The sequence below is a fragment of the Actinomadura verrucosospora genome, assembly GCF_039540335.1.
Taxonomy (GTDB): domain Bacteria; phylum Actinomycetota; class Actinomycetes; order Streptosporangiales; family Streptosporangiaceae; genus Spirillospora; species Spirillospora verrucosospora.
The window spans coordinates 35,015-61,587 of the sequence record NZ_BAABEV010000046.1; the positions used below are offsets into that span (position 1 = coordinate 35,015).

Sequence of the window (26,573 nt, forward strand, 5' to 3'; positions counted from 1 at the left end):
CGGCCCGATCCAAAGCACCGAAGGAGAACCACGTGGACCGGTTCCTGACCGCAGACGACCTCGCCAAGACGCTCCGCCAGGACGTCCGGGACGGGCTCTCCGGCACGCCCAAGACCCTGCCGCCCAAGTGGTTCTACGACGAGCGGGGCAGCGCGCTCTTCGAGGAGATCACGCGGCTGGAGGAGTACTACCCGACCCGGCGCGAGCGGGAGATCCTCACCGCCCGGGCACCCGCCATCGCCGCCGCCACCGGCGCCCGGACGCTGCTGGAGCTCGGCGCGGGCTCGGGGGAGAAGACCCGGCTGCTGCTGGACGCGCTGGCCGGCACGCTGCGCACCTACGTGCCGGTGGACGTCAGCGGCGACTTCCTGGAGCAGGCCGCGGCCGGGATCGCCGCCGACCACCCCGGCCTGGCCGTCCGGGCCGTCGCCGCCGACTACGAGCAGCACCTGCACCTGCTGCCCGGCGGCGAGCGGCGCCTGGTCGCCTTCCTCGGCGGGACGATCGGCAACATGCCGCCCGCCGAGCGCATCGGGTTCCTCGGCGGCCTGCGCGCCACCATGGACGAGGGCGACTTCCTCCTCCTCGGCGCCGACCTCGTCAAGGACCCCGAGCGGCTCGTGCGCGCCTACGACGACGCGGCGGGCGTCACCGCCGAGTTCAACCGCAACGTCCTGTCGGTCGTCAACCGGGAGCTCGACGCCGACTTCGACACCGCCGCGTACCGGCACGTCGCGGTGTGGAACGCGGCCGAGGAGCAGATCGAGATGCGGCTGCGGTCGCTGCGCGCCCAGGACGTCCGCGTCGGCGGCCTCGACCTCGACGTGTCGTTCGCCGAGGGGGAGGAGATGCGCACCGAGATCTCCGCCAAGTTCCGGCGGGAGCGGCTGGAGGCGGAGCTCGGCGCCGCCGGGTTGGAGCTCGCCGAGTTCTGGACCGACGAGGCGGGCGACTTCTCCCTCACCCTCGCGCGCCCCGCGCCGCGCTGACGGTCCCGCCGGCGCTCAGCCCTTGCGGGCGGGGTGGTCGAGGCCCATCCGCTTCAGGTCGGCCGCCAGGCGGGTCGCCACGTACAGGTGGCCCGCCGGCGTCGGATGGGTGCGGTCCCGCTTGATGAGGCGCGGCGCGTTGCCCTGGCCGGTCAGCAGGTCGCCGGTGATCCAGCCCTCGCCGATCGGGTCGACGAACGGGACGCCGAGCTGCCGGGCGAGGTTCTTCAGCGCGTCCCGGACGGCGAGCGCGCCGGGCAGCGGCGTCCCCGTCCCCCAGAGCGGGCCGACCAGCACCAAACGGGTGCCGGGCCAGCGCTGCCGGGCGCGCTCCAGCAGCACGTGCGCCGCCGCCGCGACCTGCGGCGGGGGGATCCGCCAGTCGTTGTGGCCGCCGGACACGATCAGCATGTCGGGCGCCGGGCGCCAGCCGAGCTGGCTCTCGTACAGGCCGAGGAACGCGTGCGGGCCGCGGCCCTTCTGGACGAAGCCCGTCCCGGACCGGCCGCCGACGACGACCTGCCAGCCGAGCAGCCGCGCGGTCGCGGAGGCGTAGGTCGACTCCGGCTCGACGCCGCGGTCGCCGACGGTGTAGCTGTCGCCGAGGAACATCACCACGGGCGGGGCCCTGCGCGCCCCGTCCTTCGGGCCGTCCGCCGCGGCCGGCTTGTGCACCGAGCCCGCGAGCAGGGAACACCCCGCGAGCAGGGAACTTCCGGCGAGCGACACGACCGCCGCCAGGCACAGGCACAGCATCCGGGTCGCCGCGCCGCGTCGGGCGCGGCGAGATGTCATGGAGGACCACCAATGAGATCGGGGGACGCCTCCGTATCTTACTGACCTCGCGCCTCCCACGCGCGCACTCCGCGACCATCCCGTCACCACGGCACGGCCGCGGGGCGCGGCGAATCGCGTCCTTCCCTACATCCGCCGTTCACCCGGCGGATCGGGCCGGGCCACCTGGCGGCGGGAGGGTTCCGCGGTGACTCGACGGGAACGGCTGCGCGAACTCGACCTCCTGCGCTTCGCGGCCGCGCTGGCGGTGGTGCTGTACCACTTCACGGGATTCGGCGGCGCCGGGGCGTGGCCCGCGCCCTCGCAGGACGTCTTCCCCGAGATCGCGCCGGTCACCCGGTTCGGGTACCTCGGCGTCGACCTGTTCTTCGTCATCAGCGGGTTCGTGATCCTCATGAGCGCGTGGGGACGCGGCCCGGGGGAGTTCGGGATCTCGCGGCTCGTGCGGCTGATGCCCGCGTACTGGGTGAGCGTGCTGCTGGGCGCCGCCGTCTACGCGGTGTTCCGGATGGGGCACGGCGTCCCCGGGCTGATCGTCCCGAACCTGACGATGCTGCAGGGCGGGCTCGGCCTGCGGAACGTGGACGCCGTCTACTGGACCCTCTGGGTCGAACTCCACTTCTACGTGCTCGCCGCCGTCCTCGCGGGGATCGGGATCACCTACCGCTCGTGCCTGGTCTTCATGGCGGCCTGGATGCTCGGCGGCGTCTTCGCCGACGAGGCGGACAGCAGGATCCTCCAGGTGATGCTGGTGCCGACCTGGAGCTGCTACTTCATCGCGGGCATGGCGCTGTACATGATCCACCGGTTCGGCCCGACGCTGCTGCTCTGGGGATACGTGGCCGCGTCCTACCTGATCGCGCTGCGCTGGGGCGCCTGGCGCGCGGAGAACGTGTTCAGGGGCGCGGACGAGACCGTGGTCAGCGCCGTGATCACGGGCATCTTCGCGGTGATGATCCTCGTCGCCACCGGCCGGCTGAGCCGGCTGCGATGGCGGGGCCTGACCGTGCTCGGGGCGCTCACCTACCCCCTCTACCTCGTCCACTCCCAGCTCGCGCTTCCCCTGCTGGACGCGGTGTATCCGGGGCTCGACCGCTGGACGGCGCTGGCGGTGGTCATCGGGGGCTCGCTGCTGGCCGCCTACGCCGTGCACCGCCTGGTGGAACGCCCCGGCGCGGCGTGGATGCGGGCCCGGCTCACGGCGTCGCTGCGGCCCATGCGGCCGCCTGAGGAAACGTCTACGTTTGTCGCTCGTGGCGATCGGGGTGGACGGGGCGGTGCTGACCGCGACGGCGGCGAGCCTCGCGATCGCGCCCCGGTGGACGCGGCGCGCATGTGACCCTCCGTCCGGGGCGGGGCGGCGCTGGGCCCGTCCGGAGGCGCTTCTCGGCCTCGTCGTGGGGCTCGTCTACCTGAACCAAGTGCTCTTCACCGTGTACGTGCTGCGGGTTCACGGCGGAGACGCCTCGTTCGTCGCGAAGTATCTGCCCGAGGGATGGTTCGCGCTTGAGGACGGACCAGCCATGCGCGGCCTGGCGGAACGCTTCCCTGCGCCGGAGTTGCTGGCCCCGTCCGTCCTGCGCGTGCAGGCGTTCCTCGAACTGCCGCTGGTCCTGCTCGCGTATGTGACGGTGCTGCGGTGGCTGGACCGCGGCCTGTACCGGCGCCTGGCGCACTCGTGGCTCGTGTGGGCCGCATCGCTCTCTTACACGCTCGTCTTCTGCATGGTCGAGTGGGATCTGCACAACCCCTACACGGCGGACGACATCGTGGTCCGAGCCTGTTCGGCTGTTGTGACGCCTTTGCTGCTGCGCTGGCTGGCCGCGCAGGAGGATTCCGGTGCGGACGAGCCGTCGTTCCCGCAGATGCTCCTGTTCGCCGGATCCGTGTGGGCGCTGGGGCAGGTGGTGCTGACCGTGTATGACACGGCCCTCCTGTACAACCTGGGTCATCTGGGCGGACGCCTGCCAGGTGCGGCCGTCGCCGTTTGCGTCATCGCGGGGGCACGCTGGGCGTCACCACGTCTGAGACCAGGCGAGATGGGTGTCGCCCTGGCGTCGGTCATCAGCGGACTGCGGTGGGGGTTGCTTCTCTTCTTCGTCCCGGCGCTCGCCATCCGTTACGGAGTGAATTTCGGCACACCACTCCTGGCGGCGACGGCCGGGCTTCTCGTCGGCGTGACGGCCGCCGTGTGCGCTCTGCGGAAAGCGCTGTCCGGTGTCGGGACGGCCGGGATCGCGCTTTGGGCCGTCCAGGTGGCGGTGGCGCTTCTCGCCGGAGCCGCGGTCGGCTACGCCACCGTCCGCCTGGTCACGGACACCTACTACGAGGCCGGCCTGCTGAGGGGCGCAGCCTCCTGTTTCGCCGCCGTCATCGTGGTCTGCGCGCTGAGCGACCGATATTTCGGACGGCGGTGTGACACTTTCGGGACCGCCCGCGCTGGGAGAGATATGGGCGTCCGGCCGGGGTGAGCGGGCTTCGACCGGACGTTCCGCCTCTGGCGGGCCCGTCACCCCCGGACGGGTCCGCCAGGGCCCTTTCAGACCGGCTCGCAGACCCGTTAGGCCAGGTCAGGCGGCCTCGTCCGACGGCTGGAGTTCCTCGGTGTAGCTGACCGGCGTCCGGCGCATCACGCCCGACTCGTCGATGGAGTACTGGCCGAGCCGCCACAGCGGCGGCGAGTAGGCGTGGATCGAGACGCTGGCGTCCTCCACCCCCGTGAGCCGGTGGATGTGCTCGGGGCCGAAGCAGAAGGACGCGCCCTCGCGCATGACGGTCCGCAGGGGCTCGCCGCCGATGCGCGGGTTGTTCTCCTCGATGGCCCCGGCGACGACGCGGACGGCTCCCGAGGAGACGTCGTGGTCGTGCCAGCCGGTGTCGTTCTCGGGCGTCCAGCACAGCAGCCAGACGTCGACGTGCTCGTCCCGGTGCAGGGAGACGTAGTGGCGGCGGCCCTCGGGGAACGCGACATGGGGACGCCACAGGCCGGGCCGCTCGGCCAGGTCGTCGACCAGTTCCCGCAGTTCCCGCTTGTCGAGGGGGCGGCCGGGCAGGCGCTCCAGGCCGCTGGGACGGGGCAGGACCTCGGAAGACACGGGGTTCGCTCCTCTCCGAAACCGTGGGTGGAGACGGTCCGTTACGCCCGGGACACCGCGCGAAGCGCCAGGCCAGGACTTCTGAACCGCATCAGTTAACCGTTTCAGTGAACCGCTTCAGTGACGCTCCCGTCAAGCGCGGATGCCGTGCTCTGTCGGTGGCGGCCTCTACGCTTGGAGGGATGTCGGAAAAGCGCAAGCGCGCGACCATCCGGGAAGTGGCGCAGGCGACGGGGCTGTCGCCCGCGGCCGTGTCCTACGCGCTGCGCGGCATCCAGACCTCCGAGGAGACGCAGGAGCGCGTCCGCGCCGCCGCCCGCGAGCTCGGCTACGAGGCCCATCCGATCGCGCGTGCGCTGGCCAGCGGGCGCACCGACCAGGTCGGCCTGCTGTGCGGCTCGCTGGAGGACTACTGGCAGCAGTCCCTCGCGGTCGGCATCGGGCGGGCGCTGCTCGCCCGCGGCCGCTACGCCCTCATCGTGGACGCCGGCGGCGACCCCGAGCGCGAGCTGGCCCTCGCCAGGCGGCTGCGCGACCAGCGGGTGGACGGCCTGATCGTCCAGCCGCTCGACCCGTCCGCCGCGCTGTGGTCGGAGCTGGCGGCCGCGATCCCCGTCGTGTCCATCGGCGACGCCCTGCACGGCGGCCAGGCGCAGGGCGAGGTCGTCTTCGACAACCGGCGGGGCGTCACGCTCGCGCTGGAGCACCTGCGGGCGCTCGGGCACGAGCGCCTCACCGTGTTCACCCCCACGCTCGCCAGCACGCCGGACCGCCCGGCCGACGTGTACGTCAACGCCGAGGCCGAGCGGCTCGGCCTGTCGGTGGACGTCGTGGTCGTGCCGCAGTCGCTCGCCGAGTCCACCGAGGTCGCGCTGCGGGTGCTCGGCGGCCCCGGCCGCCCCTCGGCCGTCTTCTGCTTCGCCGACTCCATCGCCTACGGCGTCTACGCCGCCACCCGCGAGCTGGGCCTGGAGGTCCCCGGCGACGTCGCCGTCTGCGGCTACGACAACCATCCGATGTCGGCGCTGCTGTCCCCGCCGCTCACCAGCGTCGAGTGGGACGTCGAGGGCATCGTCCACTCCGCCGTCCGGCTCGTCGTGGACGTCATCGACGGCAAGCCGCGCAAGCGCCGCGTCGTCCGCGAGCCGTCGCTGCGCGTCCGCGCCTCGACCGGCGAGACCGCGGCGGGCTGAGGGTCAGGGGTGGAGCCGGGCCAGGTGCGGCAGCAGGTCCGCGGCGGCGGCGATGTCGGTGTCCAGCGGCCGGTCCTCGATCCGCGGGTCGAGGACGGCGCCCGCCATGTCCCACGCCGAGCGCAGCGGCCCGCCGGAGGGCGCCCGCCCCTGCATCCGCAGCGCGCGGACGGCGGCCACCAGCTCGCAGCCGAGCCCGAGGCGGTAGGCGGCGACGGCGTCGGTGCTCGCGCGCGCCGACTGCGTCGAGAAGCCGGCGTGCTCCTCGACGCCGCGCGACAGCACCGCGCTGCCGAGCGCCGCGGGGGTGGCGAGGCGCCGCACGTCGGCCAGGCAGGAGTGCGCCACGTACTCCAGGATCATGATCCCGGAGGACGCCTCCGTCTCGCCCTGGAAGGGGTAGAGTCCGGTGAAGGACGGCTCGGCGAGCGTGCCGAGGCGGGCGGCGGCCAGCGCCATCGTCTGGAACAGGGCGGCGCGGGCGGTGTCCAGGGCGAGCCCGACGTAGGCGGTGTGGAAGTTGCCGTTGTGCCAGACCGTCCGCCCGGGGACGTCCACCAGCGGGTTCTCCGCGGCGGCGTTGATCTCCCGGGTGACGACCTCCTCGGCGTAGGCGGCCGCCTCCAGCGCGGGGCCGTGCACCTGCGGGAACGCGCGGTAGCCGTACGGGTCCTGGATGCGCATCGGCGCCGGCCGGTCGAAGGCGAGCAGCGCGCGCATCGCCGCCGCGGCCCGCTGCTGGCCCGGATGCGGGCACGCGTCCTGCACCGGCTGCGCGTACGGCTCCTCCGAGCCCCGGACGGCGAAGTGCGACAGCGCCGCCACGACCGTCGAGGCGCGCAGCGCCTTCCGCAGATCGGCGACCGCGAGCGCCGCCTCGCCGAGCGTGGCGGCGTTGGAGCTGATGAACGCCAGCGCGTCGGCGGAGCGCAGCCGGTATCCGGGGCCGCGCTCCTGGCCGCCGTCCGGGCCCGGCAGCCACGCACGCTCGCCGAGCAGGCAGAGCGCGGTCGAGGCCAGCGCCGTCAGGTCGCCCGTGCCGATCGCCCCGTAGACGGGCACCGGCGGGAGCAGCCCGAGGTTGAGCACGTCCGCCAGGGCCTGCAGCGCGCCCGGCTCCACGCCCGAGCCGCCCGCCGCGATCTGGTTCAGCCGGACGGTCAGCATCGCCCGGACGATCTCGGGGGAGATCAGCGGCCCGGCCCCGGCCGCGTGGCTGCGCAGCAGCCGCAGGCCGTGGGCGTCGGAGTCCTCCCACTCGACGTCCACGACGCGGTTGGCGCCGACCCCCGTCGTCCGCCCGTAGACCGGCTGCGTCTCGGTGACCTCGCGGGCGATCCGCCAGGCGTCGCGCGCCCGCCGCACGCCGGCCGCGGCTATGGCGACCGTCACATCTTCGCGAGCCGCACGCGCCACCTGAGCGCATGTGAGCGAAGTCCCGTCGATAACGATTCGGCTGTTCTCCACGGCGACACGCTACTTTCCCTGCATTACCGGTAGATATACTTTCATGCTCGACGTTCCGGGCATGCCGGGACACTGAGATGACGGTACCCATTGGTTACGGTTGGCTCGTAATCAGAATTCGATCATCGGCGTCATGCGGGACGCCCGGCGAGGACGTGATTCGTTGATCACCTTTGAGGGCGTCACCAAGCGCTATCCCGGGGGGACCGTCGCACTCGACGACGTGAGCCTCGAATGCCCCACGGGCCGCATCACCGTGTTCGTCGGCACCTCCGGCGGCGGCAAGACCACCGCGCTGCGGACCATCAACCGGATGGTCGAGCCGACCTCCGGGCGCGTGCTCATCGACGGCGAGGACGTCCGCGAGCGCAAGCCCGCCGAGCTGAGGCGCGGCATCGGCTACGTGATCCAGCACGCCGGGCTCTTCCCGCACCGCACCATCCTCGACAACATCGCCACCGTCCCGTACCTGCTGTCCTGGAACAAGAAGAAGGCGCGGGCGCGGGCGCTGGAGCTGATGGAGCGGGTCGGGCTCGACCCGGCGATGGGCAAGCGGTACCCGTTCCAGCTGTCGGGCGGCCAGCAGCAGCGCGTCGGTGTCGCGCGGGCCCTCGCCGCCGACCCGCCGATCATGCTGATGGACGAGCCGTTCAGCGCCGTCGACCCCGTCGTGCGCGCCGAGCTGCAGGACGAGTTCCTCCGCCTCCAGGAGGAGCTGCACAAGACGATCGTGTTCGTCACCCACGACATCGACGAGGCCATCAAGCTCGGCGACCGGATCGCGGTCTTCCAGACCGGCGGCCGGCTCGTCCAGATCGACAGCCCCGAGAACCTCCTGGCCCACCCGGCCGACGACTTCGTCGCCGGCTTCATCGGCCAGAACCGCGGCATCCGCACCCTCTCCTTCGCCGAGACGGGCGGCCTGCGGCTGAGCGACGACGCGGTCCGCGCGGCGGGCACGGACGCCGCGGAGGCCGCCGGGACGGAGTGGGTGCTCGTCGTCGACGAGGACCGGCGCCCCCTCGGCTGGGCCCGCCCGGCGCAGGCGACCGGGGCGCTCGGGAAGGCCGAGCTCAGCCCGGTCGGCCCCACCTTCCACGTCGGGGGCGACTCCGTGCGGACCGCGCTGGACGCGGCCGTGCTGTCCCCGTCCGGCCTGGCGGTCGGCGTCGACGAGACCGGCGCGGTCGTCGGGACCGCGAGCGGGACCGACCTGCTCGCCGTCCCCACCCACGGCCGCGGCGCCGCCGGCGCCGCGCGCGAAGAGCGGGCCGCCGAGCCCGCGCCCGATCCCGAGGAGGCCGACGCCGGAGGCGCCGGCTGATGGACATCGACTGGGGCTGGATCGGCGAGCACACCGACACGCTGACCGAGCACGCCCTCATCCACCTGCGGCTCGCGCTGCTGCCGGTGCTGTTCGGCCTGATCATCTCGCTGCCGGTCGGCATGCTGTGCCGCCGCTGGGCGTGGCTCTACCCGCCGGCGCTGACGGTCTCGAACGTCTTCTACGCGATCCCGTCGCTCGCGCTGTTCATGGTCTTCATCCAGTACACGGGGCTGACCGCGTCCACGGTCATGATCCCGCTGACCCTGTACAGCCTGTCGGTGCTCGTCCCGAACGTGGTGGACGGCCTGGCCTCGGTGTCCGAGCCCGTCCGGCAGGCGGCCACCGCGATGGGCTTCGGCCCGCTGCGGCGCCTGCTCCAGGTGGAGCTGCCGATCGCCGTGCCCATCGTCATCGCCGGGACGCGCGTCGCCGCCGTCTCCTCCATCAGCCTCGTCGCCGTCGGCCAACTGATCGGCCAGGGCGGCCTCGGCTACGACATCATCCGCGGCTACCAGCTCCAGTTCCAGACGCAGATCGTGGCCGCCACCGTCCTGATCGTCCTGCTGGCCCTGGTCACCGACGCGATCCTGGTCACCGTCCAACGCCTGCTCACCCCGTGGGCCCGAGCCCGGATGACCTCATGAACGAGCTGTGGAACCAGATCGACCTGTTCTGGACGTGGCTGACCACGTCCTCCCAGTGGCACGGCGGCGACGGCATCCCGCACCGCCTGCTCCAGCACGTGTACTACAGCGGCGTGGCGCTGGTGTGCGCCGCGGTCATCGGCCTCGCGCTCGGCCTGCTCGTCGGGCACACCGGCCGCGGCGGGTTCCTCGCGATCAGCCTGGCGAACATCGCCCGCGCCGTCCCCACCTTCGGCCTGGTGCTGATCGTCGTGGTGATCGAGTACAGCATCACGCCGGTGCTCGTCGCGCTCGTGGCCCTCGCCGTCCCGCCGATCCTGGTCAACACCTTCGAGGGCATCCGCGGCGTCGACGCCGACGCCAAGGACGCGGCCAGCGGGATGGGCATGACCGGCTGGGGCGTACTGTGGCGGGTCGAGCTGCCGATGGCGCTGCCCCTCATCCTGCTGGGGCTGCGCACGTCCGCGATCCAGGTCGTCGCCACCGCGACCATCGCCGCCTACCCCGGCTTCGGCGGTCTCGGCCGCTACATCATCGACGGTCTGGCCCGCAACGACTACCAGCTCGTCGTCGGGGGCACCGTCCTGGTGGTGCTGCTCGCGCTGATCGTCCAGGCGGCCTTCGCGGCACTGCGCCGCCTCCTCGTCTCACCGGGCCTGCTCGGCTCCGCCCGATCCTCCTGACACCGAAGGAAGAGCACCATGAACAAACTCATCAGGGGCGCGGTCGTCGGCCTCGTGGCCGCCCTGTCGCTGTCCGCCTGCGGGAGCGGCGACTCCGGGGACGACTCGAACCCGCTCTCCGGGGGCGGCGGGAACGGCACCGTCACCGTCGGCGGCGCGAACTTCCCCGAGAGCAACCTGCTCGGCGAGCTGTACGCGCAGGCGCTGGAGGCCAAGGGCGTCAAGGTCACCCGCAAGTTCAACATCGGCGCCCGCGAGATCTACTACGACCAGGTCGTCAAGGGCGGCATCAGCGTGATGCCCGAGTACAACGGCGCCCTGCTCACCACCTCGGTCGACAAGACCAGCACGGCCGCCACCACCGACGAGATCAACGCCGCGCTCAAGGCCAAGCTGCCGGCCGGCGTGGAGATCCTGGACTCGGCGAAGGCCGAGGACAAGGACTCCGTCACCGTCAATCCGCAGACGGCCGCCAAGTACAACCTGAAGTCCATCGCCGACCTCAAGCCGGTCGCCAAGGACCTCGTCATCGCCGGGCCCTCGGAGTTCAAGACCCGCCAGCAGGGCCTCGTCGGCCTCAAGAAGACCTACGGCCTGGACTTCAAGAAGTTCCAGCCGTTCGACGCCGGCGCCCAGGCGACCCTGGTGAAGCTGCTCACCGAGAACAAGGTCCAGGCCGCCGACCTGTTCACCACCGACCCGACGATCCAGCAGAACAAGCTCGTCGTCCTGGAGGACCCGGAGAACGTCTTCTCCGCCCAGAACGTCACGCCGCTGGTCAACACCAAGGCGGTGGACGAGAAGGCCAGGGCGGCGCTGAACGGCGTCTCCGCCAAGCTCACCACCCAGGACCTCCTGGACATGATGAAGCGCGTCGCCATCGACAAGGACGACCAGGAGAAGGTCGCCGAGGAGTGGCTGAAGAAGTCCGGCCTCGCCTGACCCTCCGCAACACCGCCGACGGCCGAGTCCCGCCCCGGGACTCGGCCGTTCGCCGTCCCGGATCGCTGGCTGCGATCGGGACATGCTGCTGGAGCACCGTGGAGAGCGCCCCGTCCTTCCCGAGCCGGGGCGGCGTTCAGACGCGCACGGGGAGCGAGACCAGCCCGCGGACGATCGAGCCGGTGCGGTGGTGGCGCAGCTCGTCCGCGGGCACGGCGAGGGCGAGACCGGGGAAGCGGTCCAGCAGGCCGCCGATGGCGATCTGCCCTTCCAGCCGGGCCAGCGGGGCGCCGAGGCAGAAGTGCGGGCCGTGGCCGAAGGGGACGTGCCCCTTGGGGGCGCGGGTCACGTCCAGCCGGTCCGGGTCCTCGAACACGGCGGGGTCCCTGTCGGCGGCGCCGAGCGAGACGTGCACCCAGGCGCCCTTGGGGATCGGCGTTCCGGCGATCTCCATGTCCTCCAGGGCGATGCGCTGGCTCGCCCGTTCCACCGGGCCGTCGAACCGCAGCAGCTCCTCGACCGCGGACGGCAGCAGCTCGGGCCGCGCCCGCAGCAGGGCGAGCTGGCCGGGCGCCCGGAGCAGGGCGAGCATCCCGTTGCCGATGAGGTTGACGGTGGTCTCGTGCCCGGCGATGAGCAGCAGCGCGACGGTGCCGAGCAGCTGCGCCTCCGTGAGGGCGGCGTCGCCGTCGCGGGCGGTGATCAGGGCGCTGACCAGGTCGTCCTCGGGCTCGGCCCGCCGCTCGGCGATCACGTCGAGCAGGTAGGCGTTGAACGCCCGGGCCGCCTCGCGGCGGCGCTCGCGGGCCTCGGCGGTCAGCGCCGGCACGGTCAGCACGGCCGTCCACTCGCGGAACCGGGCCCGGTCGCGCGCCGGCACCCCGAGCAGCTCGCAGATGACCTGGATCGGCAGCGGGACGGCGAAGTCCTCGATCAGGTCGGCCTCGCCGCGTTCGGCGACGCCGTCCAGCAGCCGGTCGGCGATCTCCTGGACGCGCGGGCGCAGCCGCTCCACCCGCCGGGCGGTGAACGCCTTGGCCACCAGCCCGCGCATCCGGGTGTGGCCGGGCGGGTCCATCCCGAGCATCGTGCCGCCGAAGAAGAGCTCGGGGTTCACGGGCACGGCGCTGTTCGCGGTGTCCTTGGACAGGCGCGGGTCGCTGAGTGCCGCGCGGCCGTGCTCGTGGTCGACCACGAGGAAGGCGGCGGCGCCGGGAGGGAAGTCGATCGGATGGACGGGCCCCGCCGCCCGCAGCTCGGCGTACACGGCGTAGGGGTCCTCGCTGAAGGCCCGGCCGAACAGCAGATGGGTCGGCAGCATCAGACCACCCTCCCGACGCCGGCGAGGAAGCCCGGCCGCGACATGTCGGGCGGGGACGGCTCGGCGTCCGCCCGCCAGTCGGCCACCTGGACCAGGCCGGGGCCGACCAGCTCGGTGCCCTCGAAGAACGTCATGACCTCGTCGATCCCGCGCGGAATGATGTCGCCCGCCCCCGTCCTGCCGTACGCGCCCCGGACCTGCTCCTCGACCTGCGTGGTGACCTCGCCGCGGTGGCCGTGCGTGATGGCCAGGAAGCTGCCGGGGGCCAGCGGCGCCCGGAGCCTCGCCACGATCTCCGCCGGTCCCGCCTCGTCCGGGACGAAGTGCAGGATGGCCAGTAACAGCAGGCCCACCGGCCGGTCGAAGTCGATCCGGGCCTTCACCTCGGGGTCGTCCAGGATGCTCTCCGGCTCGCGTAAGTCGGCCTGGATGACCGTGGTCAGCGGGTTGTCGGCCAGCAGCGCCCGCGCGTGCGCGAGCACGATCGGGTCGTTGTCGACGTAGATGACGGTGGAGCCGGGCGCCGCGCGCTGGGCCACCTGGTGCACGTTCTCCTGCGTCGGGAGCCCGGAGCCGATGTCCAGGAACTGCCGGATGCCGCGGTCGGCCATCATCGTCACGGCCCGCGACAGCAGCCCGCGGTTGGCGCGGGTGAACTCCAGCACGTTCGGCATCGCGGCCACCACCTGGTCGGCGGCCTCGCGGTCCGCCGCGAAGTTGTCCTTGCCGCCGAGGTAGTAGTCGTACATCCGGGCCACGCTGGGCGTCTCGGGATCGACCGGCCACTCGGGGCGGTGCTCACCATTCACGGGAGGGACCTCCCTGTCCGGGTATCCGATCGCATGAGATTGTAGAGACGAAGCCGGACGTTTTCGATCATTTGCGACCTACAGCCCAAATAGGACCGTTCCAAGGACAGAACGCCCATCGAACGAGATGATCACGCGGGTGGCCGTCTCCTCGGCGGATCGGAGGACTCGGCGCCGTGCAGGTATTCCTCACCACCGACCGGCTGCTGCTGCGGCGGTTCACCGAGAACGACCTTGACGGCCTGGTCCGGCTCGACGGCGACCCGGAGGTCATGCGGTTCCTGACCGGCGGCCGGCCGACCCCCCGCGCCCACCTGAGGGACCAGACCCTCGCCAGGATCCTCGACTGGTACGAGCGGGGCGCGCTCAGCCGGTGGGCCGCGGTCGAGCGCTCCTCCGGCGACTTCATCGGCTGGCTGGCCCTCGAACCGGGCGACGGCCACGACGCCCGGCAGGCCGAACTCGGCTACTGCCTGCGCGCGGCCAGCTGGGGACGGGGATACGCCACCGAAGCGTCGCGGGCTCTGATCGCCAAGGCGTTCACCGACCTCGGCGTCCACCGCGTCTTCGCCCAGACCATGGCCGTCAACGCCGCCTCCCGCCGCGTCATGGAGAAGTCCGGCCTGACCTACCTGCGCACCTTCCACCGGCACTGGGACGACCCCATCCCCGGCACCGAACACGGCGAGGTCGAATACGAACTCCACCGCGCCGACTGGGCGCGCCGCCGCGACACCTGACCCTGCGGATTTCCGCGGCACGCGGGATGCGGCGAGGACGACGGAACCCGGCGGCCGCCCGATCGGAGGTGGCGAGGTGCCAGTGGCCGGGGCGAAGCGCGAGCAGGTAGGGCCCGGGGCGCGGGGGTTGGGGTCCTAGGGCCCTGAATCCGGAATCGGCTTTCTTCGAAGAATGGCTCGTGCGGCCCAAGGGATGGGTCGGGTCATAGAGGGGAATTCCCGGATGAAGAAGGCAGGGTTGACGCTCGCCGGTGTGGCCGTCCTCGGCACCGCGGCCGTGGTGGGGACGACGGTGGTGTCCGGCGGGGAGGCCAGGCCGACCACCAGTGTCGCGGCGAAGAAGGAGCTCGGCGCGCAGGCGGGAAAGGCCGGCGCGTCGGCGAAGAACGGCCTGAAGTGCACCGACAAGCGGGTCGCGCGCGGGAAGCGGCACTTCGCCGGAACCTGGACCCGCTGGGAGAACCAGGACCCGTGGACCGTCTCGGGATGGGGCCCCGGCACCATGAACGCCGCGACCTCGTACACGGTGGGGCACACGGTCACCATCTCGTACGGCGCCACGGTCGAGAGCATCAACGCCACCCTCGGATACCAGGCCAACAAGCAGTGGCAGAGGAGCCTCGGGTACACGCCGACGCTGAAGGAGAAGAAGCACTACCGGCTCGACATCGGCCGGGCCTACAAGATCTACCAGTTCGACGTGTACGAGCCGACCGGCAGGTGGATGGCCGACCTGTCCGGGACGGGGCGCAGCCAGTGCGTCGGCCTCCACGACGTGTACGTGGGCAAGGGCAAGGCGCTCTACTTCTGGAAGCTCGACCACCGCCTCAGCGTCACCCCCAAGAAGAAGCGCTGACCGGCGCCGCTGGACAAAATAGGTAGACCGGTCTACTTTTTCGCCATGACGTTGAGCGAGGGTGCGGCCGGCGAGGCCATGGTCCTGGGGGCGACGGGGTTCATCGGCCGGTGGCTGGTGGCGGAGCTGCTGGAACGGGGGCGGCCGGTCGTCGCGGCCGTCCGGGGCGGCGGTGTGCGCGGCGGTGAGCTGCGGGGATGGTTGCGGGAGCACGGCGTCGACGACCAGGGGCTGCTGGTCGTCGACGCCGACATCACGCGGCCGGACCTCGGGCTGGACGACGAGGCCCGCGACCGCCTGAAGGCCGTGCGGGACGTCTTCAACGCCGCCGCGCTGTTCCGGTTCGGGCTGGGACGGGAGGAGGCGCGGCGGGCGAACGTCGACGGCGCCGTGAACGTCGTGCGGTGGGCCGCCGCGCTTCCCCGGCTGCGGCGTCTCGTCCACGTGTCCGGGTACCGCGTGGCCTCCGAGGGGAGGCTCACCCATCCGGTGCCCGCGAAGGAATTGGACGCGCTGTACCGGCGGCTTGGCGCGTACGAGGCGTCCAAGCTCGAAGGGGACGCCGCCGTACGCGCGGTCGCGCGGGAGGAGAAGGTGCCCCTCACCGCGGTCCATCCGGCGACCGTGATCGGGGACTCGGTCACCGGAGAGGCCGGGCAGTACATCGGGCTCGCCGAGATGGTGCGGGATCTCTGGGGCGGGCGCCTGCCCGCGCTGGCCGGGTCGCGGCGCACGTTCGTGCCCGTGGTCACCGTCGACCACCTGGCCCGCTTCATGGCCGCCGTGCCCGAGTACGACGAGGAGCCCTACCGCGCTCACTGGGTCCTGGACGACGCCACGCCGCACCTGCCCGACCTGGTCGGGCTTCTGGCGCGGCACCTCGGTGTGCGTCCGCCCCGGGTGACGCTGCCGGTCGGGCTGGTGCGGCGGCTGCCGCGTGCGCTCACCGGGGTCGAGCCCGAGACGCTCTCCTTCCTGTCCGAGGAGCGCTACGACACCTCCTCGGCCGGCGTGCTGGCCGGGAAGGCGGGACTGAGCCATCCGCCCGTGGAGGACGCGCTCCGGCGCTGGGCCGACCGGCTGGTCGCCGACCGCTTCGGGGCTTAGTTCTCAGGCAGGGGGGCGGCCGGTGAGGCGGGTCGTGAGGGCGGCGGCCGTCGCGCGCACCTGGGCCGCCAGGGCGGGCCACGCCGGTTCGGGGTGGTCCTCGCGGCGGAACGTCACCGTGATCGCGGCGGTGGGGCGGCCGGTGTGGTCGAAGGCGCAGGCGGCGATGCTCGCGAAGCCCTCGGTGATGTGGCCGTCCTCGACCGCCCAGCCGCGGCGCGCGTCCTCGGCGAGGGTGCGGCGCAGGTCGCGCAGGGTGGCGGGGCCCCGGCCGGTGCGGTCCACGAAGCGGCCGGGGAACAGGGCCCTGACCTGGGCGGGCGGCAGGTACGCCAGGATCGAGCGGCCGCTCGCGGTGAGCTGGGCGGGCATCCGGACGCCGACGTCGGTGACCAGGGTGGCGTGCCGGGGCGGCTGCTCCTTCAGCAGGTAGAGGGTCTCGGCGCCGTGCAGGACGCCGAGCTGCGCGATCTCGCCGACGCGGTCGACCAGGCGGCGCAGGAGGGGGCGGGCGAGGCGTTCCAGGGGCTCGTGGCGCAGGTAGGCGGAGCCGATCTCGAAGGCGGCGACGCCGAGGCCCCAGCGGCGCTCCTCGGGGATGGAGGTGACGAAGCCGTCCTCGGCCATCGCGGTGAGCAGGTGGTACGCGCTGGAGCGGGGGATGCCGAGCTCGCGGGCGATCGCCGAGGCGGGCAGGGGGCCGGGCGCGGCCGCCAGGAGGCGCAGCACCGCGAGGGCGCGGCGGGCGGCGGGGACCTGGCTCATGCTCCGAGTGTCTCGTATACGAGACACAGAGCGCGGGCCGGGGCTGGGGCATCGGCCCCGGACGCGCTCCAATGGTGGGTATGGGTTTTGGTATGGGGGACGCAGGCGTCGAGGTCGGGCCGGAACCGCTGGCGTTCGAGCAGGTCGCGGCGGTGGCGCGGGACGGGGCCAAGGTGGCGCTGTCCGACGGGGCGCTGAAGCTGATCGGTGAGGCGCGGGCCCACATCGAGGAGCTGTCGGCGCGCCCGACGCCGGTCTACGGCGTCTCGACGGGCTTCGGGGCGCTCGCCACGCGGCACATCGCGCCCGAGCTGCGGGCCCAGCTCCAGCTGAACATCGTCCGGTCGCACGCGGCGGGGTCGGGGGCCGAGGTCGAGCGCGAGGTGGTCCGGGCACTGATGCTGCTCCGGCTGCGCACGCTCGCGACGGGACGGACCGGCGTCCAGCCCGTCACCGCGAGGACCCTGGCCGCGCTGCTCAACGCCGGCATCACCCCGCAGGTCTTCGAGTACGGCAGCCTCGGCTGCTCCGGCGACCTGGCGCCGCTCGCCCACGTGGCCCTCGCGCTGATCGGTGAGGGGTCGGTCCGGGACGCCGCCGGCGAGCTCAGGCCGGCGGCCGACGCCCTGCGGGACGCGGGCATCACGCCGGTCGAGCTCGGCGCCAAGGAGGGGCTCGCCCTGCTGAACGGCACGGACGGGATGCTCGGCATGCTCGTCCTGGCCATCGGCGATCTGCGGAGGCTGCTCACCGCGGCCGACGTCGCCGCCGCGATGAGCGTCGAGGCGCTGCTCGGCACCGACCGCGTCTTCGCCGCCGACCTGCAGAACCTGCGGCCCCACCCCGGCCAGGCCGCCTCGGCCGCGAACCTGCGGGCGCTGCTGGCCGACTCGCAGATCATGGAGTCGCACCGGGGCCCCGACTGCACCCGCGTGCAGGACGCCTACTCGCTGCGCTGCGCCCCGCAGGTGCACGGGGCCGCCCGCGACACCCTCGCGCACGCCGAGCTGGTCGCGGGACGGGAGCTGGCGTCCGCCGTGGACAACCCCGTCGTCCTCCCCGACGGACGGGTCGAGTCGAACGGCAACTTCCACGGCGCCCCGGTCGCCTACGTGCTGGACTTCCTCGCGGTCCCGGCGGCCGACGTCGCCTCGATGTCCGAGCGCCGCACCGACCGGATGCTCGACAAGGGCCGCTCCGCCGGGCTGCCCGCCTTCCTCGCCGACGACCCCGGCGTCGACTCCGGCCACATGATCGCCCAGTACACGCAGGCGGCGATCGTGTCGGAGCTCAAGCGCCTCGCCGTGCCCGCGAGCGCCGACTCGATCCCGAGCTCGGCCATGCAGGAGGACCACGTCTCGATGGGGTGGGGCGCGGCCCGCAAGCTGCGCCGCGCGGTGGCCGGCCTCGCGCAGGTCGTCGCCGTCGAGATCCTCACCGCCGCGCGGGCGCTGGAGCTGCGCACCCCGCTGCTTCCCGGCCCGGCCACCGCCGCCGTGGTCGCCCGGCTCCGCGAGGCCGTCCCGCCGCCCGGCCCGGACCGCTACCTCGCCCCCGAGATCGCCGCCGCGACCGCGCTGGTCCGGGACGGCTCACTGGTCGCCGCCGCCGAGGCCGTCACCGGCCCGCTCTCCTGAAGGAGTCCCACATGTCCGGTCCCCGTCCCGTCCGCGCCCCGCGCGGCACCTCGCTGACCGCCGCCAAGGGGTGGCCGCAGGAGGCCGCCCTGCGCATGATCCAGAACAACCTCGACCCCGAGGTCGCCGAGCACCCCGACGAGCTGGTCGTCTACGGCGGGTCGGGGAAGGCGGCCCGGAGCTGGGACGCCTTCGACGGCATCGTCCGGTCGCTGTCCGCCCTGGAGGGGGACGAGACGCTGCTCGTCCAGTCCGGCAAGCCGGTCGGGATCTTCCAGACGCACGAGTGGGCGCCGCGCGTGCTCATCGCGAACTCCAACCTCGTTCCGCAGTGGGGCACGTGGGAGGAGTTCCGCCGCCTGGAGTCGCTCGGCCTGACGATGTTCGGCCAGATGACCGCCGGGTCGTGGATCTACATCGGGACGCAGGGCATCCTGCAGGGCACCTACGAGACGTTCGCCGCCGTCGCCGAGAAGCGGTTCGGCGGCACCCTCGCCGGGACGATCACCCTGACCGCCGGGCTCGGCGGGATGGGCGGCGCGCAGCCCCTCGCCGTCACGATGAACGGCGGCGTCGCGATCTGCGTCGAGTGCGACCCGTCCCGGATCGAGCGGCGGGTCGAGCACCGCTACTGCGACGTGCGGGCGGGCTCGCTGGACGAGGCGCTGCGGCTCGCCGAGGAGGCGAAGGCCGAACGCAGGCCGCTGTCGGTCGCGGTGCTGGGCAACGCCGCCGACATCGTCCCCGAACTGCTGCGGCGCGGCGCCCCGATCGACATCGTCACCGACCAGACCAGCGCGCACGACCCGCTCGCCTACCTGCCGCAGGGCGTCGCGTTCGAGGACATGGCCGCCGAGCGCGACAAGGACCGCGACGGGTTCATCGCCAGGGCCCGCGCGTCGATGGCCGTCCACGTCGAGGCCATGGTCGGCTTCCAGGACGCGGGCGCCGAGGTGTTCGACTACGGCAACTCCATCCGGGGCGAGGCGCAGCTCGCCGGGTACGCGCGCGCGTTCGCGTTCCCCGGGTTCGTGCCCGCCTACATCCGGCCGCTGTTCTGCGAGGGCAAGGGGCCGTTCCGGTGGGCGGCGCTGTCGGGCGACCCGAAGGACATCGCCCGCACCGACCAGGCGATCCTCGACCTGTTCCCCGACAACGAGCCGCTGACCCGGTGGATCCGGATGGCGAAGGAGAAGGTCCACTTCCAGGGCCTGCCGTCGCGGATCTGCTGGCTCGGCTACGGCGAGCGCGACAAGGCGGGCGAGGTGTTCAACGACCTGGTCGCGCGCGGTGAGATCAGCGCGCCGATCGTGCTCGGCCGCGACCACCTCGACTGCGGGTCGGTCGCCAGCCCGTACCGGGAGACCGAGGGCATGAAGGACGGGTCGGACGCGATCGCCGACTGGCCGCTGCTGAACGCCATGCTCAACACCTCCTCCGGTGCGACGTGGGTGTCGATCCACCACGGCGGCGGCGTCGGCATCGGCCGCTCCATCCACGCCGGCCAGGTCTGCGTCGCCGACGGCACGGCCCTCGCCGGGGAGAAGCTCCGGCGCGTCCTGACCAACGACCCCGGCACCGGCGTCATGCGGCACGTCGACGCCGGCTACGAGCGGGCGGCGGAGGTCGCGGACGAGCGCGGCGTGCGCATCCCCATGCGGCCATGAGCTTCGAGGAGATGTGGGCGGAGCTGCTGCCCGTCGGGCGGGACGCGGCGACCGGCGGCTACCACCGGTTCGCGTGGACGCCGCCGGAGCTGGAGTGCCGCGCCTGGTTCGCCGACGAGGCCCGCCGCCGCGGCCTCGACCTCGAGCACGACCCCAACGGGAACACGGTCGCCTGGTGGTACCCGGAGGACGGGACCCGCACGGGCGCCGTCCTGACCGGCAGCCATCTCGATTCCGTTCCCGGCGGGGGAGCGTTCGACGGGCCGCTCGGCATCGTGTCGGCGTTCGCGGCGGTCGACCTGCTCCGCGAGCGCGGCGTCCGGCCGGCCCGGCCGATCGGGATCGCGGCGTTCGCCGAGGAGGAGGGCGCGCGGTTCGGGGTGGCGTGCCTCGGCTCCCGGCTGCTGGCCGGGGCGATCGACCCGGCCCGGGCGCGCGGCCTCACCGACGCCGACGGGCACACGTTCGCCGAGGTCGTCCACAACGCCGGGCTCGACCCGCACGCGATCGGCCCGGACGAGGACCTGCTCGGGCGGATCGCCTGCTACGTCGAGCTGCACGTCGAGCAGGGCAGGGCGCTGGACGTCCCGGTCGGCGTCGCGAGCGCGATCGTGCCGCACGGCCGGTGGCGGTTCGACTTCGCGGGCGAGGGCAACCACGCCGGGACGACCGGGCTGCCCGACCGGCGCGACCCGATGCTGCCGTTCGCGCACATGGTCATCGCCGCGCGGGAGGCCGCCGAGCGCAACGGGACCGTCGCGACGGTCGGGAAGGTCCGGGTCGAGCCGAACGGCGTGAACGCGATCCCGTCGGCGGTCACCGCCTGGCTGGACGCCCGGGGCCCCGCCGACGACGCCGTCCGCCGGACGGTGCTGGAGGTCGACGAGGCCGCGCGGGTCGCGGCGCGCCCGCACCGGGTGAGCGTCGACCTCGCCGAGGAGTCCTACACCGAGATCGTCGACTTCAACCTGGCGCTGCGCGACCGGGTCGGGTCGGCGCTCGGCGGCGTCCCCGTCCTGCCGACCGGCGCCGGCCACGACGCGGGCGTCCTGTCGGCGCGGCTGCCGACCGCGATGTTGTTCGTGCGGAACCCGAGCGGGGTGTCGCACGCGCCCGAGGAGTTCGCCGAGCCGTCCGACCGCCTGGCCGGGGTCGAGGCCCTCGCCGCGGTACTGGACGACCTGGCGCGGGGGTAGGGATTCCGTTATGCAGTGGCATGCCCAGTTCGCCTGGCTAGGCGACGGCGTCGCGGCCGACGTGCTCATCGAGGCCGACGGCGAGCGGATCACACGCGTCACCCCCGGGGTCCCGGCGGCGCCGGGCGCCCCGCACCTCCCCGGCCTCACCCTGCCGGGCCTCGCCAACGCCCACTCCCACGCGTTCCACCGCGCGCTGCGCTCCCGCGTCCAGGCGCACTCCGGGACGTTCTGGACGTGGCGCGAGCAGATGTACCAGGTCGCCGACCGGCTCGACCCGGACTCCTACCGCGCGCTGGCGACCGCGGTGTTCGCCGAGATGGCCCTCGCGGGGATCAGCTGCGTCGGCGAGTTCCACTACCTGCACCACCGTCCGGGCGGCGCCCCCTACGGGGACCCGAACGCGATGGGCGAGGCGCTGATCGCCGCCGCGTCCGACGCGGGCATCCGCATCACCCTCCTCGACGCCTGCTACCTGACCGGCGGCATCGGCCGGCCGCTCGCCGGGCCGCAGCTGCGGTTCGGGGACGGCACCGCGGGCGACTGGGCGCGGCGCGTCGACAGCCTGCACGAGCAGACCGGAAAGGCGGGACGGTCCCACGCCCGCGTCGGCGCCGCGATCCACTCCGTCCGGGCCGTGCCGCGCGAGCAGCTGCGCGCCGTCGCCTCGTGGGCGCGGGAGCGCCGCGCGCCGCTGCACGTCCACCTGTCCGAGCAGCCCGCCGAGAACCGCGACTGCCAGGACGCCTACGGCATGACGCCGACCCGCCTGCTCGCCGAGGCCGGGGCGCTCGGCGCGCTCACCACGGCCGTGCACGCCACGCACCTGTCCGAGGACGACATCGGCCTGCTCGGGACGACGATGACCGGCGTGTGCATGTGCCCGACCACCGAACGGGACCTCGCCGACGGCATCGGCCCAGCCCGCGCCCTGGCGGACGCGGGCTCCCCGATCTGCCTCGGCTCCGACCAGCACGCCGTCGTCGACCTGTTCGAGGAGGCCCGCGCGGTCGAGCTGGACGAGCGGCTCCGCACCCGCGTCCGGGGCCACTGGACGGCCGGCGAGCTGCTCGCCGCCGCCACCTCGGGCGGCCACTCCGGGCTCGGCTGGCCCGAGGCGGGACGGCTGGAGCCCGGCGCCTACGCCGACCTCGTCACCGTCGCCCTCGACTCGGTCCGCACCGCCGGCGCGGGCCCGGACCACGCCGCCGAGGCCGCCGTGTTCGCCGCCACCGCCGCGGACGTGCGGCACGTCGTCGTCTCCGGCCGCCAGATCGTCCACGACGGCCGGCACCTGCTGGTCGAGGACGTCCCCGGCGCGCTGGCCCGCTCCATCGCCTCCGCCGCCGCGGACCCGCCCCGTGAGATCCTTCGCCGATGAGCACGGTCATCACCAACATCGGAGAGCTCGTCACCAACGACCCCGCCGTCCCCGATCGCCAGGGCGGCGGCCTGGCCGTCGTCCGCGACGCCGCGCTGGTGATCGAGGACGGCGCGGTCGCGTGGACGGGCCCGTCCTCCTCCGCGCCCGCCGCCGACGAGTCGTTCGACGCCGCCGGGCGGGCGGTGCTGCCCGGCTTCGTGGACTCCCACGCCCACCTGGTGTTCGCCGGTGAGCGCGCCGAGGAGTTCGCCGCCCGCATGAGCGGCGAGAAGTACGCCGCGGGCGGCATCCGCACGACCGTCGAGCGCACCCGCGCCGCGTCCGACGACGAGCTGCGCGCCAACGTGCGCCGCCTCGTGGACGAGATGGCGCGGCAGGGCGTCACGACCGTGGAGTGCAAGTCCGGCTACGGCCTCACGGTCGAGCAGGAGGCGCGCGCCGTGCGCATCGCCGCCGAGTACGCCGACGAGGTCACCTACCTGGGCGCCCACGTCGTCCCCGCCGAGTACGCGGGCGACGCCGCCGGGTACGCGCATCTCGCCGCCACCGACATGCTCGCCGCCTGCGCCCCGCACGCCCGGTGGGTGGACGTCTTCTGCGAGGAGGGCGCCTTCGACGCCGACCAGGCCCGGGAGGTCCTCACGGCGGGCGTCAAGGCCGGCCTGTCGCCGCGCCTCCACGCGAACCAGCTCACGCAGGGGCCCGCCGTGCGGCTGGCGGTCGAGCTGGAGGCCGCTTCCGCCGACCACTGCACGTTCCTCAGCGACGCCGACGTGGACGCGCTGGCGTCGTCCCGGACGGTCGCGACGCTCCTGCCCGGCGTCGAGTTCTCGACCCGCCAGCCCTACCCGGACGCCCGCCGCCTCCTGGACGCCGGAGCCACCGTCGCCCTCGCCACCGACTGCAACCCCGGATCCTGCTACAGCTCCAGCATGGCGTTCTGCGTCGCCGTGGCCGTCCGCGACATGCGCATGACGCCCGCCGAGGCGGTCTGGTCGGCGACCGCGGGCGGCGCCCGGGCCCTGCGACGCACCGACGTGGGGCACCTGGCGCCCGGCGCCCGCGCCGACGTCCACGTCCTCGACGCCCCGTCCTACATCCACCTCGCATACCGCCCGGGCGTACCCCAGACCTACGCCGTGTGGAAGCAGGGCCGTCGGGTAGAGGGCCTCCTGTAGTCGACTGTGGAGGCCCCTAGATGGCGGAGTTCCTGACGGACATCAAGACCCTGCGCGAGCGTGCTCGGCAGGAGATCGACAAAGGCCCGATCACCGAGGCGTACGGGGCGGACGTCCAGCGCGTGATCCAGGTCTGCAACGAGGCCCTGGCCACGGAGATCGTGTGCGTGCTGCGGTACAAGCGGCACTACTACACGGCCACCGGCATCCACGCCGAGACCGTCGCGAGCGAGTTCCTCCAGCACGCGGCCGAGGAGCAGCAGCACGCCGACATGCTGGCCGAGCGGATCGTCCAGCTCGGCGGCGAGCCCGACTTCTCCCCGGACACCCTCACCACCCGCGCGCACGCCGAGTACAACGCCAGCCTCGACCTCGTCGAGATGCTCAAGGAGGACCTGGTGGCGGAGCGGATCGCCATCGCGTCCTACACCGAGATCATCCAGTGGCTCGGCGACGGCGACCCCACCACCAAGCGCGTCTTCGAGCAGATCCTCGCGCAGGAGGAGGAGCACGCCGACGACCTGCGCGGCTTCCTGGAGCGCTTCCCGAAGTCCTAGCCGGGCAGATAGCGCCGGGCGGCCCTCACGAGGGGGGCCCGCCCGGCGCTGACGTAGTCGGTCGAGACGGCCTCGGCGACGAAGAGGGTGTGGTCGCCCGCCTCGACGGTCTGGCGGGTCTCGCACTCCAGGGCCGAGACGCCCCTGTCGGGGACGAGGGCGCCGGAGTGCTCGCCGCGGTGGTGCGGCTCGCTCGCCAGCAGGATGCGAGCGCTCGGGCGTCCCTCGGCGGCGAACCGGCCGGCTAGGGCCCGCTGGTCCGCGGACAGGATCGTCGCGGCCCAGCGCGGGCTCCGGCCGAGCACCTCGGTGAGGTAGGACGAGGACGCCACGCTCGCCAGCACCATCGGCGGATCCAGCGACACCGACATGAACGAGGTGATCGTGGTGCCGAGGTCGTCGCGGCCGTCGCGGACGGTCAGCACGACCACGCCGGTGGCGAAGGCCGCGACGGCCTCGACGAAGTCGGCGCTCAGCGGATCTCCCAGGCGCCGGGCAGGGTGAGCGGGCCCGCGGAGGGCAGGCCGAGCCGCGCGGCGAGCCCGCCGAGGGAGCCCCACCCGTCGAAGCGCGCGGACGCGGCGGTGCGGTCCTCGCTGGACTCCGGCGGGCGCAGCCGCTCCAGCGGCGAGGTGTGCGGGTAGATCCGGACCGGCGCGTCGGAGGCCATGCCGGCCTTCTTGCGGGCGAGGTCCAGGGCGAGGTCGATGCCGCCGAGCTCGTCGACGAGGCCGCGCTCGCGCGCGTCCGCGCCCGTCCAGACCCGGCCCCGGGCCAGCTCGTGGACGCGCTCGCGGGACAGGTCGCGGCCCTCGGCGACCTTCGCGGTGAAGTCGTCGTAGATCCGGTCGAGGGAGGCGTTGACGCGCTCCCACTCGGAGTCGCTGAAGTCCTTGGTGGCGCTGAACATGCGCGCGTGGTCGCCGTCGGCGACCGAGCCGAGGCCGACGCCGACCCGCTCCAGCAGGTCGTTGACCACGGCCTTGCCGACCACGACGCCGATCGAGCCGGTGATGGTCCCGGGCTGCGCCACGATCGTGTCGGCGGCCATCGAGACGTAGTAGCCGCCGGACGCGGCGACGTTGCCCATGGACACGATCACGGGCTTGCCGGCGCGGCGGGCGAGGACGACCTCGCGCCAGATCGAGTCGGAGGCGACGGCGGAGCCGCCCGGGCTGTTGACGCGGAACACGATCGCCTTGACCCGGTCGTCCTTCACGGCGGCGCGGAACGCGGCGCCGATCGTGTCCGAGCCCATCGCGGGCCCCGAGTTCGGGAGCGGGCCGCCGCGGCCGCTGCGGCCGAGCCGGATCGGCCCCTGCCCGTTGATGAAGGCGACGACGTCCTGCTTGCCGGGCTGCGGGAGGCGGTTGGCCAGGCCGTGCGCGCGGTTGTAGCGGGAGACGTAGCGCAGCTGCGCCTCCTCGCCGAACTCCTTCCGCAGGCCGCCGTAGATCTCGTCGCGGTAGGCGAGGCCGTCGACCAGGCCCTCCTCCAGCGCCTCGGCGGCCAGCAGCGGGCCGCGGTCGGTGAGCTCGCGGACCTTCTCCTCCGCCAGGCCGCGGGAGGCGGCGATCCCGGCGGTGATCTGCTCGCCGAGCGAGGTGACGAGGCGCTGCGACGACTCCTCGTGCTCGGGCGTGTAGGTCTTCTCCATGAACGTGTTCGCCATGGTCTTGTACTCGTAGCGCTTGGCGAACCGCGGCCGCACGCCCGCCTTCTCCAGCGCGCCGGCGAAGAAGGGCTCCTCGATCGCGACGCCGGTGAGCCCGACCTCGCCGGTGGGCTGCAGGTAGACCTTGTCGAACCCGGTGGCCAGATAGAACGGGACGGTGCCGCGGCCTCCCTCGCCGAACGTCTCGGCCCAGGCGACGGTGTGCTTGCCCGCGTCCCGCAGGCTCTGCACGGCCTCGCGCAGTTCCTGGGCGAGCGCCAGCCCGACGGTGCCGCTGACCTTCACGACGAGTGCGCGCACCCGGCTGTCGGAGCGGGCGCGGCGCAGCCCGTCCAGGACGTCCCGCAGGCCCGGCCGGCGCATGGACAGGAACGCCGAGACGGGGTCGGCGGGCGCGGTCTCGACGATGCCCTCGGTGAGGTCGAGCTCCAGGATCAGCGGGGCCGTCCGCCGGTCGCGGGCCTGTTTGATCACGTTGACGACTGTGCCGGGATCCACCATGGGCCCAGCCTATGCGCTCGCCGGGCGCCGTTCCCGCCGCCCGGG

General features: G+C 73.4%; 25 protein-coding genes. 17 read left to right on the forward strand and 8 right to left on the reverse strand.

Annotation, left to right across the window (positions count from 1 at the left end; genetic code table 11):
- Positions 1-32: 32 nt before the first annotated feature.
- Positions 33-989 (forward strand): L-histidine N(alpha)-methyltransferase, encoded by a 957-nt coding sequence (gene egtD / locus ABD944_RS34525; RefSeq protein ID WP_345184034.1) that lies wholly within the window; start codon positions 33-35, stop codon positions 987-989.
- A 15-nt stretch (positions 990-1,004) separates the two neighbouring features.
- Here the strand turns inward: egtD and ABD944_RS34530 are convergent, their stop codons facing one another.
- Complete coding sequence (locus ABD944_RS34530) at positions 1,005-1,784, reverse strand: SGNH/GDSL hydrolase family protein (RefSeq protein ID WP_345184036.1); 780 nt, start codon at positions 1,782-1,784, stop codon at positions 1,005-1,007.
- 187 nt (positions 1,785-1,971) lie between these two features.
- Between ABD944_RS34530 and ABD944_RS34535 the strand changes: the two genes are divergently transcribed.
- Together ABD944_RS34535 and ABD944_RS34540 are read left to right on the forward strand one after the other, a co-directional pair.
- Entirely contained in the window at positions 1,972-3,123 is a 1,152-nt protein-coding gene (locus tag ABD944_RS34535; RefSeq protein ID WP_345184038.1) for an acyltransferase family protein, read from the forward strand.
- The gene (locus ABD944_RS34540) at positions 3,038-4,255 is read left to right on the forward strand and encodes a hypothetical protein (RefSeq protein ID WP_345184040.1); all 1,218 of its coding nucleotides are present in this window, start codon (positions 3,038-3,040) and stop codon (positions 4,253-4,255) included. The genes ABD944_RS34535 and ABD944_RS34540 overlap by 86 nt, the downstream gene beginning before the upstream one ends.
- 99 nt (positions 4,256-4,354) lie before the next feature.
- Here the strand turns inward: ABD944_RS34540 and ABD944_RS34545 are convergent, their stop codons facing one another.
- Positions 4,355-4,879: a cysteine dioxygenase gene (locus ABD944_RS34545; RefSeq protein WP_345184042.1), complete on the reverse strand. Its 525-nt coding sequence runs from the start codon at positions 4,877-4,879 to the stop codon at positions 4,355-4,357.
- 182 nt (positions 4,880-5,061) lie between these two features.
- On the opposite strand from ABD944_RS34545, the gene ABD944_RS34550 reads away from it, so the two are divergent.
- Positions 5,062-6,072 (forward strand): LacI family DNA-binding transcriptional regulator, encoded by a 1,011-nt coding sequence (locus tag ABD944_RS34550; protein WP_345184045.1) that lies wholly within the window; start codon positions 5,062-5,064, stop codon positions 6,070-6,072.
- Positions 6,073-6,075: 3 nt separating this feature from the next.
- Here the strand turns inward: ABD944_RS34550 and ABD944_RS34555 are convergent, their stop codons facing one another.
- The gene (locus ABD944_RS34555; RefSeq protein ID WP_345184047.1) at positions 6,076-7,539 is read right to left on the reverse strand and encodes an aromatic amino acid ammonia-lyase; all 1,464 of its coding nucleotides are present in this window, start codon (positions 7,537-7,539) and stop codon (positions 6,076-6,078) included.
- Between the two features lie 163 nt (positions 7,540-7,702).
- Between ABD944_RS34555 and ABD944_RS34560 the strand changes: the two genes are divergently transcribed.
- From ABD944_RS34560 to ABD944_RS34575, 4 genes are read left to right on the forward strand one after another with little or no spacing between them, the layout of a single operon-like run.
- Positions 7,703-8,863: an ABC transporter ATP-binding protein gene (locus ABD944_RS34560; protein WP_345184049.1), complete on the forward strand. Its 1,161-nt coding sequence runs from the start codon at positions 7,703-7,705 to the stop codon at positions 8,861-8,863.
- Positions 8,863-9,510, forward strand: a complete 648-nt coding sequence (locus tag ABD944_RS34565) for an ABC transporter permease (RefSeq protein ID WP_345184051.1) — start codon at positions 8,863-8,865, stop codon at positions 9,508-9,510. The genes ABD944_RS34560 and ABD944_RS34565 overlap by 1 nt, the downstream gene beginning before the upstream one ends.
- Entirely contained in the window at positions 9,507-10,193 is a 687-nt protein-coding gene (locus ABD944_RS34570; protein ID WP_345184053.1) for an ABC transporter permease, read from the forward strand. Before ABD944_RS34565 ends, ABD944_RS34570 begins: the two co-directional genes overlap by 4 nt.
- Positions 10,194-10,211: 18 nt before the next feature.
- Positions 10,212-11,135, forward strand: a complete 924-nt coding sequence (locus tag ABD944_RS34575; protein ID WP_345184055.1) for an ABC transporter substrate-binding protein — start codon at positions 10,212-10,214, stop codon at positions 11,133-11,135.
- A gap of 136 nt (positions 11,136-11,271) precedes the next feature.
- Here the strand turns inward: ABD944_RS34575 and ABD944_RS34580 are convergent, their stop codons facing one another.
- Together ABD944_RS34580 and ABD944_RS34585 are read right to left on the reverse strand one after the other, a co-directional pair.
- Positions 11,272-12,456: a cytochrome P450 family protein gene (locus ABD944_RS34580; protein WP_345184057.1), complete on the reverse strand. Its 1,185-nt coding sequence runs from the start codon at positions 12,454-12,456 to the stop codon at positions 11,272-11,274.
- Positions 12,456-13,265 carry an SAM-dependent methyltransferase gene (locus ABD944_RS34585; protein WP_345184060.1) on the reverse strand — a complete coding sequence of 270 codons (810 nt, stop codon included), beginning with the start codon at positions 13,263-13,265 and terminating at the stop codon, positions 12,456-12,458. Before ABD944_RS34585 ends, ABD944_RS34580 begins: the two co-directional genes overlap by 1 nt.
- 176 nt (positions 13,266-13,441) lie before the next feature.
- On the opposite strand from ABD944_RS34585, the gene ABD944_RS34590 reads away from it, so the two are divergent.
- From ABD944_RS34590 to ABD944_RS34600, 3 genes are all read left to right on the forward strand, one after another.
- Positions 13,442-14,005: a GNAT family N-acetyltransferase gene (locus tag ABD944_RS34590; protein WP_345184062.1), complete on the forward strand. Its 564-nt coding sequence runs from the start codon at positions 13,442-13,444 to the stop codon at positions 14,003-14,005.
- A gap of 223 nt (positions 14,006-14,228) precedes the next feature.
- A complete protein-coding gene (locus ABD944_RS34595; protein ID WP_345184064.1) occupies positions 14,229-14,861 on the forward strand; it encodes a hypothetical protein in 633 nt (210 codons plus the stop codon).
- 45 nt (positions 14,862-14,906) lie between these two features.
- Entirely contained in the window at positions 14,907-15,968 is a 1,062-nt protein-coding gene (locus tag ABD944_RS34600; protein WP_345184066.1) for an SDR family oxidoreductase, read from the forward strand.
- Between the two features lie 3 nt (positions 15,969-15,971).
- Here ABD944_RS34600 and ABD944_RS34605 read toward each other — a convergent pair whose 3' ends face one another.
- Positions 15,972-16,733 carry an IclR family transcriptional regulator gene (locus ABD944_RS34605; RefSeq protein ID WP_345184068.1) on the reverse strand — a complete coding sequence of 254 codons (762 nt, stop codon included), beginning with the start codon at positions 16,731-16,733 and terminating at the stop codon, positions 15,972-15,974.
- Between the two features lie 92 nt (positions 16,734-16,825).
- On the opposite strand from ABD944_RS34605, the gene hutH reads away from it, so the two are divergent.
- From hutH to ABD944_RS34635, 6 genes are read left to right on the forward strand one after another with little or no spacing between them, the layout of a single operon-like run.
- Positions 16,826-18,370 (forward strand): histidine ammonia-lyase, encoded by a 1,545-nt coding sequence (gene hutH, locus ABD944_RS34610; protein WP_345184104.1) that lies wholly within the window; start codon positions 16,826-16,828, stop codon positions 18,368-18,370.
- An 11-nt stretch (positions 18,371-18,381) separates the two neighbouring features.
- Complete coding sequence (hutU, locus tag ABD944_RS34615) at positions 18,382-20,037, forward strand: urocanate hydratase (RefSeq protein WP_345184070.1); 1,656 nt, start codon at positions 18,382-18,384, stop codon at positions 20,035-20,037.
- Entirely contained in the window at positions 20,034-21,233 is a 1,200-nt protein-coding gene (locus ABD944_RS34620; protein WP_345184072.1) for an allantoate amidohydrolase, read from the forward strand. Before hutU ends, ABD944_RS34620 begins: the two co-directional genes overlap by 4 nt.
- A 10-nt stretch (positions 21,234-21,243) precedes the next feature.
- Complete coding sequence (locus tag ABD944_RS34625) at positions 21,244-22,614, forward strand: formimidoylglutamate deiminase (protein ID WP_345184074.1); 1,371 nt, start codon at positions 21,244-21,246, stop codon at positions 22,612-22,614.
- Positions 22,611-23,795, forward strand: a complete 1,185-nt coding sequence (gene hutI, locus ABD944_RS34630; protein ID WP_345184076.1) for an imidazolonepropionase — start codon at positions 22,611-22,613, stop codon at positions 23,793-23,795. The genes ABD944_RS34625 and hutI overlap by 4 nt, the downstream gene beginning before the upstream one ends.
- Before the next feature lie 20 nt (positions 23,796-23,815).
- Complete coding sequence (locus tag ABD944_RS34635) at positions 23,816-24,352, forward strand: ferritin-like domain-containing protein (RefSeq protein WP_185033447.1); 537 nt, start codon at positions 23,816-23,818, stop codon at positions 24,350-24,352.
- Here the strand turns inward: ABD944_RS34635 and ABD944_RS34640 are convergent.
- A complete protein-coding gene (locus tag ABD944_RS34640) occupies positions 24,349-24,840 on the reverse strand; it encodes a flavin reductase family protein (protein ID WP_345184106.1) in 492 nt (163 codons plus the stop codon). The genes ABD944_RS34635 and ABD944_RS34640 overlap by 4 nt on opposite strands.
- Entirely contained in the window at positions 24,825-26,528 is a 1,704-nt protein-coding gene (sppA, locus tag ABD944_RS34645; protein ID WP_345184081.1) for a signal peptide peptidase SppA, read from the reverse strand. Before sppA ends, ABD944_RS34640 begins: the two co-directional genes overlap by 16 nt.
- Positions 26,529-26,573 lie beyond the last annotated feature (45 nt).